The organism is Vibrio frigidus (assembly GCF_042465995.1).
Taxonomy (GTDB): domain Bacteria; phylum Pseudomonadota; class Gammaproteobacteria; order Enterobacterales; family Vibrionaceae; genus Vibrio.
This window is the reverse complement of the sequence record NZ_JBCDMC010000003.1, coordinates 362,368-375,805: the sequence shown is the minus strand read 5'-3', so window position 1 is coordinate 375,805 and position 13,438 is coordinate 362,368. Positions and strand designations below refer to the sequence as shown.

At 40.9% G+C, this 13,438-nt stretch carries 16 protein-coding genes; 8 read left to right on the top strand and 8 right to left on the bottom strand.

The features are described from left to right. Positions 1-25: 25 nt before the first annotated feature. Positions 26-991 carry a calcium/sodium antiporter gene (locus AACW90_RS07360; RefSeq protein WP_390232762.1) on the bottom strand — a complete coding sequence of 322 codons (966 nt, stop codon included), beginning with the start codon at positions 989-991 and terminating at the stop codon, positions 26-28. A 299-nt stretch (positions 992-1,290) separates the two neighbouring features. Between AACW90_RS07360 and mlaF the strand changes: the two genes are divergently transcribed. The 8 genes from mlaF to AACW90_RS07320 all read left to right on the top strand — a co-directional run bounded on the left by mlaF (position 1,291) and on the right by AACW90_RS07320 (position 6,684). Next, positions 1,291-2,085 (top strand): phospholipid ABC transporter ATP-binding protein MlaF, encoded by a 795-nt coding sequence (gene mlaF, locus AACW90_RS07355; protein WP_390232760.1) that lies wholly within the window; start codon positions 1,291-1,293, stop codon positions 2,083-2,085. A gap of 1 nt (position 2,086) precedes the next feature. Then, positions 2,087-2,878: a lipid asymmetry maintenance ABC transporter permease subunit MlaE gene (mlaE, locus tag AACW90_RS07350; protein ID WP_390232758.1), complete on the top strand. Its 792-nt coding sequence runs from the start codon at positions 2,087-2,089 to the stop codon at positions 2,876-2,878. A gap of 2 nt (positions 2,879-2,880) precedes the next feature. After that, positions 2,881-3,360, top strand: coding sequence for an outer membrane lipid asymmetry maintenance protein MlaD (gene mlaD / locus AACW90_RS07345; RefSeq protein ID WP_390232756.1), 480 nt, complete (start codon positions 2,881-2,883; stop codon positions 3,358-3,360). Positions 3,361-3,392: 32 nt separating this feature from the next. Continuing rightward, positions 3,393-4,019, top strand: coding sequence for an ABC transporter substrate-binding protein (locus AACW90_RS07340; RefSeq protein ID WP_390232896.1), 627 nt, complete (start codon positions 3,393-3,395; stop codon positions 4,017-4,019). Next, positions 4,016-4,321: an STAS domain-containing protein gene (locus AACW90_RS07335; RefSeq protein ID WP_390232754.1), complete on the top strand. Its 306-nt coding sequence runs from the start codon at positions 4,016-4,018 to the stop codon at positions 4,319-4,321. Before AACW90_RS07340 ends, AACW90_RS07335 begins: the two co-directional genes overlap by 4 nt. 12 nt (positions 4,322-4,333) lie before the next feature. Next, positions 4,334-4,588 carry a BolA family iron metabolism protein IbaG gene (ibaG, locus tag AACW90_RS07330; RefSeq protein WP_390232752.1) on the top strand — a complete coding sequence of 85 codons (255 nt, stop codon included), beginning with the start codon at positions 4,334-4,336 and terminating at the stop codon, positions 4,586-4,588. 7 nt (positions 4,589-4,595) lie between these two features. Next, positions 4,596-5,861, top strand: a complete 1,266-nt coding sequence (gene murA / locus AACW90_RS07325; protein WP_195704439.1) for a UDP-N-acetylglucosamine 1-carboxyvinyltransferase — start codon at positions 4,596-4,598, stop codon at positions 5,859-5,861. A 91-nt stretch (positions 5,862-5,952) separates the two neighbouring features. Beyond that, complete coding sequence (locus AACW90_RS07320) at positions 5,953-6,684, top strand: 1-acylglycerol-3-phosphate O-acyltransferase (RefSeq protein WP_390232750.1); 732 nt, start codon at positions 5,953-5,955, stop codon at positions 6,682-6,684. 73 nt (positions 6,685-6,757) lie between these two features. Here AACW90_RS07320 and AACW90_RS07315 read toward each other — a convergent pair whose 3' ends face one another. From AACW90_RS07315 to arcA, 7 genes are all read right to left on the bottom strand, one after another. Beyond that, positions 6,758-7,147, bottom strand: coding sequence for a RidA family protein (locus AACW90_RS07315; protein WP_390232747.1), 390 nt, complete (start codon positions 7,145-7,147; stop codon positions 6,758-6,760). A 125-nt stretch (positions 7,148-7,272) separates the two neighbouring features. Beyond that, positions 7,273-7,764 (bottom strand): arginine repressor, encoded by a 492-nt coding sequence (locus AACW90_RS07310; protein ID WP_275134913.1) that lies wholly within the window; start codon positions 7,762-7,764, stop codon positions 7,273-7,275. A gap of 395 nt (positions 7,765-8,159) precedes the next feature. After that, positions 8,160-8,624 carry an aspartate carbamoyltransferase regulatory subunit gene (gene pyrI / locus AACW90_RS07305; protein WP_390232745.1) on the bottom strand — a complete coding sequence of 155 codons (465 nt, stop codon included), beginning with the start codon at positions 8,622-8,624 and terminating at the stop codon, positions 8,160-8,162. Between the two features lie 14 nt (positions 8,625-8,638). Further along, the gene (pyrB, locus tag AACW90_RS07300) at positions 8,639-9,568 is read right to left on the bottom strand and encodes an aspartate carbamoyltransferase (protein ID WP_390232743.1); all 930 of its coding nucleotides are present in this window, start codon (positions 9,566-9,568) and stop codon (positions 8,639-8,641) included. 414 nt (positions 9,569-9,982) lie between these two features. Further along, positions 9,983-10,987: an ornithine carbamoyltransferase gene (gene argF, locus AACW90_RS07295; RefSeq protein WP_390232741.1), complete on the bottom strand. Its 1,005-nt coding sequence runs from the start codon at positions 10,985-10,987 to the stop codon at positions 9,983-9,985. 129 nt (positions 10,988-11,116) lie between these two features. Next, positions 11,117-12,031 carry a carbamate kinase gene (arcC, locus tag AACW90_RS07290; RefSeq protein ID WP_390232739.1) on the bottom strand — a complete coding sequence of 305 codons (915 nt, stop codon included), beginning with the start codon at positions 12,029-12,031 and terminating at the stop codon, positions 11,117-11,119. Positions 12,032-12,080: 49 nt separating this feature from the next. Beyond that, the gene (arcA, locus tag AACW90_RS07285; RefSeq protein WP_390232737.1) at positions 12,081-13,301 is read right to left on the bottom strand and encodes an arginine deiminase; all 1,221 of its coding nucleotides are present in this window, start codon (positions 13,299-13,301) and stop codon (positions 12,081-12,083) included. Positions 13,302-13,438 lie beyond the last annotated feature (137 nt).

Genomic DNA, 13,438 nt, shown 5'->3' with positions numbered 1-13,438 from the left:
TGTTCAGTAAATAGCAACGATTTAGTTATGCGCTCATATTTGTAAATAGATAAACCTGGTAACTAATAAAACAAACAAGCAGTATGCCAGCTTCTATTCGGTTGATACTGCGTGACTTACCTAGTGCAAAAAGTACCAATAAGAGTGAAACCGCTAGCATGACCCAAAAGTCTCTTGCCATAGCATGCTCACTCAATATAGATGGGTTTAGAATTCCAGGAATACCCATCACTGCCAATATGTTGAAGACATTAGAACCAATGATATTGCCGACGGCCATATCGTCTTCCCCTTTCAATACGCCTGCAAGGGAAGCAGCTAATTCTGGTAGGCTAGTCCCTATCGCAATGATAGTTAAACCAATAACCAAATCACTCATGCCGAAATATTTTGCAATAACGACCGCGTTGTCGACTAAGGTATCAGCAGCAATAGGGAGTATAACTAAGCCGATAACAACCCACATACCGGCTTTGATATTACTAACCCCATCGGGTATTTCAGATTCTTGATCCTCTATAAATGAATCACCATTACGCTTCTCTTTATGGCTAATTCGGAGCATTGCGATTATAAATGCTCCGAAAAGCACGAATAAGAGCACACCCTCATAAAAACCCAAGTGGCTATCCCAAAGAATAACACCGGCTAATAGAGTGACTATGATCATAAGAGGAAGTTCACGACGAATAACGCCGGAACTGATAGAAAGAGGTTTAACTAATGCGGTAATACCCAGTATTAGAGCAATATTGGCAATATTAGATCCCAAAACATTACCGACAGCTGTGTCGGATTTTCCTGCCAGAGAAGCTGTGGCGGACACCATCATTTCTGGGGCTGAAGAGCCCATCGCCAATATGGTCATACCGATAACAAGTGGGGATATACCAATATTTTTAGCTAATGCTGCCGCACCAAAAACGAGCTTATCGGCACTCCAGACTAAAAAGATTAAACCCACTACGAGAAAAATAACAGCTTCAAGCATGATGATTCCTACAAAATTGCACTATTAAACAAGTGGCCGCTAATTTTACTTTCAGCGATTTAAAAGGGAAGTTTAATTTTGAAGAATTTAATGTGGGAATGTTTTCCCGCTTTTCAGTTACAAAAGTCAAATCAGGGCATTCCTTAGCTCAATTCATGAATTATACGCCTAGAAAGAGTACTAATTCTAGTCGAAATAAGGTTAGAATCTGAATCTTATGTATCTTAACCAAGATTGTCGATATTATATCGTTTAAATTGATAGCTTTAACAGTATCAGCCAATTAGAAAAGTGAGTCTATGTCAGTAAAAGATTTTGTGATAATTAAAAATCTTACCTTTAGCCGGGGAGACCGTACCATATTTGATAATGTTAATCTGACTGTGCCCGAAGGGAAGATTACAGCAATTATGGGTCCGTCTGGTATCGGTAAAACGACATTGTTACGACTTATTGGTGGTCAGATTTTACCCGAGTCAGGTGAAATTTGGTTTGATAACCAAAATATTCCTAGTCTAAGAAGAAACCAACTTTACCAAGCCAGAAAAAAAATGAGCATGCTATTTCAATCTGGCGCTCTATTTACGGATCTTAACGTATTCGATAACGTAGCCTTCCCTTTACGTGAACACACACAATTGTCTGAAGAGTTAATCAACACGCTTGTTACTCTTAAACTTGAAGCAGTTGGGCTTCGCGGAGCGGAAGAATTAATGCCGAGTGAACTTTCTGGTGGCATGGCTCGTCGGGCTGCACTGGCCAGAGCGATTGCCCTTGACCCTGAACTGATCATGTACGATGAACCATTTGTAGGACAAGACCCAATAACGATGGGTGTGCTGGTTCAGTTAATTAGAAGCTTAAATCAAGCGTTGGGATTAACCTCTATTGTGGTATCTCATGATGTGCCTGAAGTGATGAGCATTGCTGACCAAGTTTATTTACTGGCCGATGGACGTATAATAACATCCGGTTCACCGCAAGAATTAAGAGAGAATCCGGATCCTATGGTCCAACAGTTTTTAATGGGGCATGCGGATGGTCCGGTACCATTTCGATTCCCAGCGAAGCCAATTGAAGAGGATTTAAATTAGAATGCTTAATCCTTTATTGAATTATTTAGAAAGTTTGGGTGCCAATGCGATAAACCGTTGTCAATCTTTTGGCCGAGCGACAATCATGTTGAGTGGCGCTATTTTTAATCGACCGCACCCAATTAAAAATTTTCCACTATTAATCAAACAACTCTACAATATTGGTGTCCAATCTCTCGCTATTATTGTCGTTTCTGGTTTGTTTATAGGCATGGTACTAAGCCTTCAAGGTTTTGTTGTTTTAATTGATTATGGGGCAGAAGGCAGCTTGGGGCAGATGGTGACGCTTTCGCTCTTGAGAGAATTAGGGCCGGTGGTCACAGCGTTACTGTTTGCAGGTAGAGCGGGTTCAGCACTTACGGCTGAAATCGGTTTAATGAAGGCAACAGAGCAAATTTCTAGCCTTGAAATGATGGCAGTCGACCCATTAAAACGGGTCATCGCTCCAAGGTTCTGGGCTGGGTTGATCTCTATGCCACTGCTCGCTATGATTTTCATTACTGTCGGCATCTGGGGCGGTCAAATTGTAGGTGTGGATTGGAAAGGTGTCGACCATGGTAGTTTTTGGTCAGCAATACAATCATCCGTTCAACTGGGACGAGATGTAGGTAACAGTTTTATAAAGTGTATGGTTTTTGCAATTACCATCACTTGGATTGCTTTATTTAACGGCTATGATGCGATACCAACATCGGAAGGTATAAGTAAAGCGACAACACGCACAGTAGTGCACTCTTCTTTAGCCGTTTTAGGACTGGATTTTGTCTTAACAGCGTTGATGTTCGGGAATTGATAATGCAACAAACACGTAAATTGGAATTATGGGTCGGTGCTTTTGTATTGGCTGGTGTAATCGCTGTTTTAATCATGATATTTAAAGTAGCAAATGTCACCGGGTTAAGCTCAGGGAACGCCTACAATCTACAAGCTTACTTCGATAACATTGGAAGCCTTAAAGTACGCTCACCAGTAAAAATTGGTGGTGTCGTGGTGGGGAGAGTAAGTGCTATTAATTTAGACAAAGAGACGTTTACACCTCTGGTTACTTTATCTATCGAAGACCAATATGGGCAATTTCCTGAAACATCAAGCGCAGAGATTTTGACCTCTGGTTTGATTGGTGAGCAATATATTGGACTTATACCTGGCTTTGTCGATGGTGATATTGAAATGCTCGGTAATGGCGATTTTATTGAGGACACCAAATCGGCGTTGGTATTGGAAGATCTCATTGGACAAGTTTTATACAGCGTTAATGGTTCTGACGAGGAGTAATGGGTATGAGTTGGATAAAACAGATTATTCAAATGGTCATTGTGATGGCCGTTATTTCGGGTAATAGTTACGCGCAAGATATCGATAAAACTCAACCTTACGAGATGATAAAGGAAGTGTCTCAGAATTTATTTGACCGCTTAAAAGTGGAAAATGAGAGTATTAGAGAAAATCCTGAGAGATTAAAGGTTGTAGTAGAAGAAGAACTTATGCCTTATATCGACTATCGATACTCAGCGCTAAAGGTATTGGGTAGCCATCTCAAAAAAGAGAAAAATAGAGAGAATGTTAAAGAGTTCGTTGTCGCTTTTCGTGAATACCTCGTTACTTCGTATGCGCAGGTCTTAACATTGTACTCTGATCAAATCGTTCAATTTGAACCCAAAAAAGCGGTCGACGCAAATAAGAGAATTACGAGTGTTAAGGTTGATGTTGTTGACGCTCCAAGGCCTGATATTCGGCTTGAATTTAAGCTGAGAAAAAATAAGAAAACCGGAGAGTGGTTAGCTTTCGATATTGTAGCAGAAGGCGTGAGTCTATTATCAAGCAAGCAGTCGGAGTGGGGTTCAAAAATAAGAAAGGAAGGTATTCCGTCTGTTTCTCAAGAACTTATGGTTTTGTCCGCTAGGCCTATTCGATTTGAAGGCGAGGCAAAATGAGTGAGTGTCAATGGCAAGCAAACGCCAATGGCTATGCTCTTTCAGGGGAACTTACTCGAGACACTGTCCCTAGCGTTTGGGTGTATATTCAAGGCTGGACACCGACTCAACCTGAATGTGAAGTCTCTCTTGAACAGGCTCACCGAATAGATTCAGCTGGAATGGCTATGTTAATTCATCTAATTCAGCATGCAAAAAATTCAAACTGTCATATAATGCTCAGCTTCGTGCCGGAGCAGTTGCGAACATTATTCCAATTGAGCAACATAGAAACCATGTTGGTTAATCATATAAAAAAATAGATGGGATCTATCGTGGAAAGTATAGACGTAAAAAAAATTCTAGAAGAAGCTCTTGAAATTCAAGAGATTCATGTAAAAGGTAGCGGAAGTCAATTTGAAGTCATCGCGATTGACGCGTGTTTTGCGACTCTAAGTCGAGTCAAAAAACAACAATTAATTTACTCTCCTCTGATGGAATACATTCAGAGAAATGATATTCATGCAGTTACAATTAAAGCGTTTACTCCAGAAGAGTGGGAACGCGACAAGAAATTGATGTCGTTATAAGGTTTATATGGAAAAGTTTAGAGTTACAGGTTCCCATCAACCACTTAGTGGTGAAGTTGAAATCGGCGGAGCAAAAAACGCGGCCTTACCAATTTTATTTGCAGCAATCTTGGCCGAAGAACCGGTTGAAGTATCGAATGTACCTAAATTAAAAGACATTGATACGACCATGGAACTGCTTAAGCGCCTTGGTGCAAAAGTCAGTCGCAATGGATCGGTTCATGTGGATAGCAGCACGATAGACGAATATTGCGCACCATATGATTTAGTGAAAACAATGCGAGCCTCTATTTGGGCGTTAGGTCCATTAGTCGCCCGTTTTGGCAAAGGACAAGTATCTCTTCCTGGTGGATGTGCAATAGGCGCTCGACCTGTTGATCTACATATCCATGGCCTAGAACAATTAGGTGCTACTATCACCCTTGATGAAGGCTATGTTAAGGCTGAAGTCGATGGTCGCTTAAAAGGCGCACATATTGTCATGGACAAGGTAAGTGTTGGTGCAACTATCACTGTGATGTGTGCAGCTGCGTTAGCTGAAGGAACAACGGTTCTAGATAATGCGGCGCGAGAACCTGAGATCGAAGATACCGCCCAATTTCTTAATACAATAGGCGCAAAAATCTCTGGTGCAGGTGGTGATACGATTACTATTGAAGGCGTAGAACGTCTAGGTGGTGGCAAGCACTCAGTATTACCTGATCGTATAGAAACAGGAACATTCCTTGTCGCGGCTGCGGTTTCTGGTGGCAAAATAGTGTGTAAAAAAACGCAATCGTCTCTGCTTGAAGCGGTATTAGCTAAGTTAGAAGAAGCAGGGGCTAAGATTGAAACGGGTGAAGATTGGATAAGCCTTGATATGACGGAACGTGAGCTAAAAGCTGTTTCGATCAGAACAGCGCCTCATCCCGGCTTTCCAACCGATATGCAAGCTCAATTTACGCTATTGAATATGATGGCTAAAGGTGGTGGTGTTATCACTGAAACTATCTTTGAAAATCGTTTTATGCATGTACCTGAATTACAACGTATGGGTGCAAAAGCAGAAGTTGAAGGCAATACGGTTATATGTGGTGATGTTGAAGAACTCAGTGCTGCTCAAGTAATGGCAACGGACCTTCGTGCTTCTGCAAGTTTAGTTATCGCTGGGTGTATTGCGAAAGGCGAAACAATTGTTGACCGAATTTATCATATTGATCGTGGTTACGAAAAAATAGAGAACAAGCTAAATAAGCTTGGCGCTCAAATAGAACGGTTTAGTGAATCTAGTTAATAAACTTTATTCATTGAAAGCCGAAATCTAGATGATTTCGGCTTTTTGATTTTTAACTATTTTGTACAACTAACCATCGCGGAGAAGTTAAATGGTTGCATTATTACGTGTTATTGCAGTGATAATATTTGCAGTATTCATGTTTGTATTTGGTTGTGGGTATAGCTTGCTTACACCACGTAACCCGAAGTTGGTTTACATTATCGGTGGTAAATTTTGCAAGATGGCCAGTATCTTCGGGTTTAAGTTGGAATTAAGATTTCCAGAAGATGCGTATGAAAGAGGCCAAAACTTGTACGTAGCAAATCACCAAAATAATTGGGATCTATTTACTGTGTCCGCAGCAGTAACACCGAGAGTGGTGACGGTTGGGAAAAAAAGTTTGGTTTGGGTTCCGCTGTTCGGCCAACTTTATTGGATCACGGGAAACATTCTTATTGATCGCTTCAATCGTTCGAAAGCGAAAGGTACGATCGATCAGGTGGTGGATAGTATGAAATCGAGTGATGTATCGGTCTGGATGTTTCCAGAAGGTACACGTTCACGAGGACGTGGATTACTGCCATTTAAAACGGGTGCATTTCACGCCGCTATAGGTGCTGGTGTTCCTATCATCCCGATTGTCTGCAGCTCGACTCAAGGTAAAATAAAGTTTAATCGTTGGAACAATGGCCACGTTATTGTAGAGATGTTGCCACCAATAAAAACAGAAGGTTACGCTAAAGAAAACACTCGAGAGCTAGCAAATTTAGTCCGTGAGCAGATGAAAGCGAAGTTGGAAGATCTGGACGCCGAAGTTGACCGCCTTAATGCAAAAAAATAGTCATTAGCAACAAATAAAAAGCGCATATGAAACCTTTCAGATGCGCTTATTTAATTCTCAGTGAGCAACCATTTTATCTTACTGCGATTGCTTCTATTTCAATCTTTACATCTTTTGGTAATCGAGCCACTTCAACACAAGAACGAGCCGGGTAGTTTGCAACGTTGTGCTCATCAAAAAACTGACCATAAATTTCATTCACCGTACCAAAGTCATTAAGATCTTTGACAAAAACGGTCATTTTAACAATGTTGGAAACGCTTAATCCTGAAGATTCGACCACGGCTTTAACGTTGTCTAATGATTGACGAGCTTGTTTGGCTATATCATCTGAAACAATTTCCCCAGTCGCTGGAATGACAGGAATCTGTCCTGAGGTCATCACCATATTACCCAAATCAACACCTTGTACATAAGGGCCAATAGCGGCTGGTGCTTGTTCAGTATGAAGTACTTTAGTCATTTTTAATCCTTAATGTAGACATGTATTATTTCACCCAATGCAGTTGTCTAGGCGCCACGCGCATAGCCATTCAGATGTGAACGACGATGCACTGGCGGCAAAGTATCTATTGATGAGATATCGGTTTATAGAGACATACCTAGGCGCTTACGTACTATCGCTTCGCATTCAGAAATACGGTTTATATCTTTTGGTGCGACCATCACTGTATCATTTCCACCGACCGTTCCCAATATCTCTTCGTGAGGCTGCATATCTATAATGCGCGCAACGAGTTGAGCACTGCCTGGATGAGTCTTCACTACAACGACAAGCTGGTTATGTGTAACGAACTCAACCTGAGACGAAATGGATGAATCTACTCTAATACCCTCATTTTCCATGGAGAGGCAATAAACCTTTTTTCCATAAGCGTTGGGTATTTTCACAACGTTAAGTTTGGTCAAAATACGTGAGACGGTAGACTGGCTTACGTCGTCATAACCAAGGTCGATAAGTTCATTCCTTAAACTTTCTTGTGTGCTAAAGCTTTGCTGTTGCAATAAGCGTCTGCATATGTCGGTAATGCTATCTTCGTTAGCTGTTTTAAAATCGTTAGAATAAGTAAGATTGTTCACGAACTGCGCCTTAATTATTGGAGAGTGTATGAAAGCTGGTTCAATGATCCATTTGTTACCCAGAGCCAATTAATAGGTTTTTCTTATCTATTTGTATTCATTATGATAATTTTACCCATTGTGGTAATTTTAACAGCGCGGAAACGCGGTTTTGTTGAACCCGATCACCAAATAAAAATATTGTAAATGGGCCTATTTAAAGTGCAATTGAGTATTTATATTCATTTTTATAAGTCATTTATCCAGAGTAAAAGATCTATAAAAAGATTAACTGAGCGCTAACAATGAGTTGAAGCAATTGGAAAGAAGAGAAAGATTACTAGTTATTCTTTTTTCTGTATATCGAACACAAATAGCGCACAAAATTTGTGAGCTATTTGTCGAAATTGAGAATGTTAATTCCGCTCAGTGACAATTTCCCGAGAGAATACTTTTTCACAATATTTGCATTTTAGCTGGATATTATCGACTTTTTTGATGACGCTGAAATTGCTATCAACAGGCTCTCCATGCGAGATGCAATTTGTATTTGGACACGAGAATACCGCTTCAATTTTATCAGGAAAATCGAGTGCAAGTTTTTTGGTAACTTCATAATTTTCGATCTGGTTAACGGTCGCGTTGGGAGCATACAAGGCCAATTGATTGGCTTGATCCTCTGTGATGTAGACGTTTTCAATTTTGATTAGATCCTTAGCGCCCAATGCTGATGAAGGTAGGTTAAGCCCCATGGTGATGCGTTGTTCACTCTTATGCATCCTAAACAACTTAAGTACCTTTATCCCTACGTGAGCAGGAATATGGTCAATGACAGAGCCGTTCTTAATTGCTTCTACTTGTAGATGTGCCTTGTTTACCATTTGTTATTCCTCACTTAAAGATCTTGATTAAGTACTAGTGCAAGTAGTGCTTCACGTGCGTAAACGCCATTTTCTGCTTGTTGAAAATAATAAGCATGTTTGGTTTTATCTACATCGTTGGCGATTTCATCTACTCGTGGTAGTGGATGGAGTACTTTCATGTTTTCTCGGGCGTCAGAAAGTTGGTCGGCTGAAAGGATAAATGCGGATTTGATATGGGCGTACTCTGATTCATCGAACCGCTCTTTTTGTACTCGAGTCATATAGAGAATATCTAGCTCAGGTATCACATCATCCATTTCCGTATGTAGGCTGTAAGGGATACCAGCATTGTCCAGTTCCTCACATATATAATCAGGCATCGCGAGTACATCAGGTGCAATAAAGAAGAAACGGTTGTTCTCAAACTTAGCTAAGGCTTGGGTTAATGAGTGAACAGTTCGACCATATTTTAAATCACCCACAAGAGCAACATTGAGGTTGTCCAGTCTGCCCTGAGTTTCATAGATTGAGAATAGGTCAAGCAGAGTCTGGGTTGGGTGTTGGTTTGCCCCATCGCCACCATTAATAACGGGTATACCGTTTGAAAATTCAGAAGCGAGTCTCGCTGCCCCTTCTTGGGGATGGCGCATGACAAAGGCATCCACATACGAGGAGATAACCTGCACAGAGTCAGCAAGTGTTTCCCCCTTTTTAGCCAGAGAGGTATTACCACCATTATCAAAACCAATGACGGTTCCGCCTAGGCGCTGGATAGCGGTCTCGAAAGAAAGGCGTGTACGAGTAGATGGCTCAAAAAAACAGCTAGCGATGACTTTATTTTTCAAGAGTTCTGGATTGGGTTCAGATTTCAATTTACCAGCGGTTTCTACGATTAATTCAAGCTCATTGCGTTGAAATTCTGGGATGGAAATGATGTGCTTTTTAAACAGCGAGTTCGCCATGACGCTCTTCCCTTTTTAGTTGGTATAAATCATTGAGACAAAAAAAAGCCCCCTTAAACAAGGAGGCTTTATTTAACAAAAATAACAAAAATAAGAAATGAATATAGTGCCGATACTGGTCGGCAGCACACCTGATTTTTTAATACTACAGGATTCATTTTCTATCTCTATTTAGACAAATTGCCGGAGATTATACTCGCCTTTTTTGTGAACGCAAGCGATTACATCAACTTTTAATGAAATGCATTACATTACGTTTACTGAATAAATAAAAGCATACATTTTAATCTTTAAAACAATCGGTTAAGAAATTTATGTGAAAAAATGATGGTTTTAATAGGTTATTTTGTGCAGTGAATAAAAAACCGAGAATAACAGAAAACTTGATCTGTAAATCTCGGTTATCTTAAACCGTTATTGACCTAATGTTGCCACCATTATTGCTTTAATAGTGTGTAGTCTATTTTCCGCTTCATCAAATACGATTGAGTGTTCAGATTCAAATACATCCTCTGTCACCTCTAGTCCTGACATGCCATATTTTTCAGCGACTTCTTTCCCAACCGTCGTTTCATCATTATGGAATGCAGGTAGACAGTGCATAAATTTCACATGTGGGTTGCCGGTCGCTTTGATTGTACTCATGTTAACTTGATACGGAGTCATCAGTTTCACACGTTCATCCCAAGCTTCCTGAGATTCTCCCATTGATACCCAAACATCGGTGTACAAGAAGTCACAACCTTGAACGCCTTCTTGCACGCTTTCTGTCATGGTAATTTTTGCACCCGTTTTTTCTGCAATGTCTTTACATGTTGCAACCAAAGACGCTTCTGGCCAGAATTGTTTAGGGGCAACAAGTCTAATATCCATGCCCATTTTTGCAGCACCAACAAGCAATGAATTACCCATGTTATTGCGAGCATCACCAAGGTAGGCGAAGGTTATTTCGTGTAGCTGCTTGCCCCGCCCATGTTCTATCATCGTTAAGAAATCAGCAAGAATTTGAGTAGGGTGAAACTCATTGGTTAAACCGTTCCAAACGGGAACACCGGCGTGAGCACCTAACACCTCAACAATCTCCTGACCGAAACCGCGATATTCAATACCATCGTACATACGCCCTAATACACGAGCCGTGTCTTTCATTGATTCTTTGTGACCAATTTGTGAGCCAGAAGGACCGATGTAGGAGACTTGAGCACCTTGATCAAATGCGGCAACTTCAAATGCACAGCGAGTACGCGTTGATGCTTTTTCGAATATAAGAGCAATATTTTTACCAGTAAGGCGTGGCTGTTCGTATCCGTTATATTTTGCTTTCTTAAGTTCAGCCGAAAGCTCTAGAAGATGCTGTATTTCACGTGGTGTGAAGTCTAGTAGTTTCAAAAAGTTACGGTTTCGAATGTTAAAAGCCATGTTGATTCCCCTTAATGCTTTGGGTGGAAATAAAGTTAGAGTGGAAACGGGCTATCTCTCTATTTTTGACGATAACCAGATTCAATTATTTATATGTAACTCATTACGGAGTTAAAGTGAATATATATTCTATATTTTTGCAATAATATTTGTTCCTGTGTCACCTTTTAATATACGTAAGCCATCTTGCAGCGAACCTATACCAACAAATTTGCCACCGGAATTGATGAATTCACAAGAGGCTTTAATTTTTGGTCCCATCGAACCATCATCAAACTGATACTTGGCCAATATGCTCGGTGTTGTTTTTCTTATCGCTTCTTGAGTGGGCTTACCCCAATCTAAATATACGGCGTCGGTGTCGGTTAAAATGAGTAACGCGTCCGCATCTAATTGTTTTGCTAGATAAGCAGCAGACATGTCTTTGTCAATCACCGCCTCGACTCCCACCAGCTTTTGGTTTTCATATTTTACAGGAATACCACCACCACCTGCACAAATGACAAGGTGGTTGCGTTCTATTAGTGCTGAAATTGCATTCACTTCAACTATCCCTGTCGGTAATGGGCTAGGCACAACTCGACGAAAATAGTCGCCATCCGGTTTAATGGTCCAATGGTATTTTTCTGCTAATGAACGCGCTTCGCTTTCTTGATATATTGGGCCAATAGGCTTGGTTGGATTGATAAATGCGGGATCGTCAGGATCTACCGTCATTTGAGTAAGCATGCAAGTTACGTCTGTTTTTGGAAGGCAATTTTTAAGTTCCTGCATCAACATATAGCCGATCATTCCTTGGGTTTCTGAACCGAGCACATCAAGAGGGTATGGGTTTACCTTTTTGTACTCTAGCCCTTGAAGTGCTAATAGTCCGACTTGTGGTCCATTACCATGCACTAATACCACATTATATTCGCTTGCTATTTCCGCAATGGTTTTCGCGGCTGTAGCGATGTTCACTCGTTGAGTTTCGGCTTCTAGTGGTTCACCACGTCGAAGTAAGGCGTTGCCACCTAATGCGACTATTACTGTTTTCTTATCCATTTTTGATCTCCATGCCGGTTATCTCACCCGCATATTTACATTTGTTTAATTAGATATCGTCTCGTTCTACTGGGCAGCTCATACAACGGGCACCTCCGCGTCCTCGCCCTAACTCATCACCAGGAATGGGTAAGACAGTAATACCTGCTTTGTCGTATTTTTCATTCGTGTATACATTGCGTTCGTACCCTATGACGACCCCAGGCTTCACTGTTAAAACATTGTTGGCGTCATTCCATTGCTCACGCTCTGCTTCAAAACTGTCGCCCCCCGTTGTAATGAGGTTAAGTTGATCTACCTGAAGTGCTTTTTCAATTGCAGTGACGAAGTAGCCCTCTTCCTTAACATTCACCGTCCCTGTTTCATCGCCAGTAAGCTTCCAACATTTAATATCTTTACGTATCACTTCTGGATAAATCGAAAATGTATCTTCTCTCATGTGAGTCATCACGGTATCGAGATGCATGCATGAACGGTGCTTAGGTAGTTCCATGGCGATAACTTGTTTCGCCTGACCATGCTTAAATAGACCAGAGGCCAATTGCTCTACGCCTTGAGGGGTGGTTCTTTCCGACATTCCTATCAATACTGCGCCTTTACCAATAACAAGAACATCTCCACCTTCTATTGTGGAGTAATCGTAATTTTTCTCTTCATCACCAAAGTATTTAATGAACGCTTGACCTGAAAAAGTAGGATGCCAGCGATAAATTGCTCTTAGATGATTGGTTTCTCGCTGACGAGCTCGTTTCGCCATTGGATTTATTGATACTCCCCCATACACCCAGCATGACGTGTCGCGAGTAAAAAGGTGGTTTGGTAGTGGTTTAATGATAAAGTCGTTTTCGTTGTGCATTCCGCATACCATAGATGATGATGGAAGCGGCATCTCACCATAACTAAGTCCACCTAGCAGTATTGAGGCCATTTCGCTATTCGTTTGATCGCCAAGAAAACACCTGACGTCATTAGCGAACCGTGGACCAAATCGAACCGTAGAAATTTGAGTATCTAATAACCATTCTTTCGCTTCTGGTACCGCTAACGTCTCCGTGAGTAAGTCATGTAACAAAAGGACTTCTACCCCTTGATCACGGAGTGTTTGTGAAAATGCATCGTGCTCTTTACCCGCTTGCTCTACTGCTAAGACATCATCAAATAATAAATCATGGCAGTTTGATGGGGTAAGATGACTAAGAGCTCGCTCTGGACGGTGTAATAAAACACGGCGTAGTTGACCTACTTCAGAACCAACGTAGAAATTACTCATAACACAATCTCTCTTTAATAATGAATTATAATCAGACCTGATTAAATTCAATCAGATATTTAATATAGACTTCCATCTCTAGTTGGTTTTTATAATACCGTTAATACCTATATAAGCTAGGATCTTAATCACACGGT

Bases quoted from the DNA above. Each gene is read 5' to 3' on its own strand.
- AACW90_RS07360 (WP_390232762.1), bottom strand. From the start codon at position 991: ATGCTTGAAGCTGTTATTTTTCTCGTAGTGGGTTTAATCTTTTTAGTC.
- mlaF (WP_390232760.1), top strand. From the start codon at position 1,291: ATGTCAGTAAAAGATTTTGTGATAATTAAAAATCTTACCTTTAGCCGG.
- mlaE (WP_390232758.1), top strand. From the start codon at position 2,087: ATGCTTAATCCTTTATTGAATTATTTAGAAAGTTTGGGTGCCAATGCG.
- mlaD (WP_390232756.1), top strand. From the start codon at position 2,881: ATGCAACAAACACGTAAATTGGAATTATGGGTCGGTGCTTTTGTATTG.
- AACW90_RS07340 (WP_390232896.1), top strand. From the start codon at position 3,393: ATGGTCATTGTGATGGCCGTTATTTCGGGTAATAGTTACGCGCAAGAT.
- AACW90_RS07335 (WP_390232754.1), top strand. From the start codon at position 4,016: ATGAGTGAGTGTCAATGGCAAGCAAACGCCAATGGCTATGCTCTTTCA.
- murA (WP_195704439.1), top strand. From the start codon at position 4,596: ATGGAAAAGTTTAGAGTTACAGGTTCCCATCAACCACTTAGTGGTGAA.
- AACW90_RS07320 (WP_390232750.1), top strand. From the start codon at position 5,953: ATGGTTGCATTATTACGTGTTATTGCAGTGATAATATTTGCAGTATTC.
- AACW90_RS07315 (WP_390232747.1), bottom strand. From the start codon at position 7,147: ATGACTAAAGTACTTCATACTGAACAAGCACCAGCCGCTATTGGCCCT.
- pyrI (WP_390232745.1), bottom strand. From the start codon at position 8,624: ATGGTAAACAAGGCACATCTACAAGTAGAAGCAATTAAGAACGGCTCT.
- pyrB (WP_390232743.1), bottom strand. From the start codon at position 9,568: ATGGCGAACTCGCTGTTTAAAAAGCACATCATTTCCATCCCAGAATTT.
- argF (WP_390232741.1), bottom strand. From the start codon at position 10,987: ATGGCTTTTAACATTCGAAACCGTAACTTTTTGAAACTACTAGACTTC.
- arcC (WP_390232739.1), bottom strand. From the start codon at position 12,031: ATGGATAAGAAAACAGTAATAGTCGCATTAGGTGGCAACGCCTTACTT.
- arcA (WP_390232737.1), bottom strand. From the start codon at position 13,301: ATGAGTAATTTCTACGTTGGTTCTGAAGTAGGTCAACTACGCCGTGTT.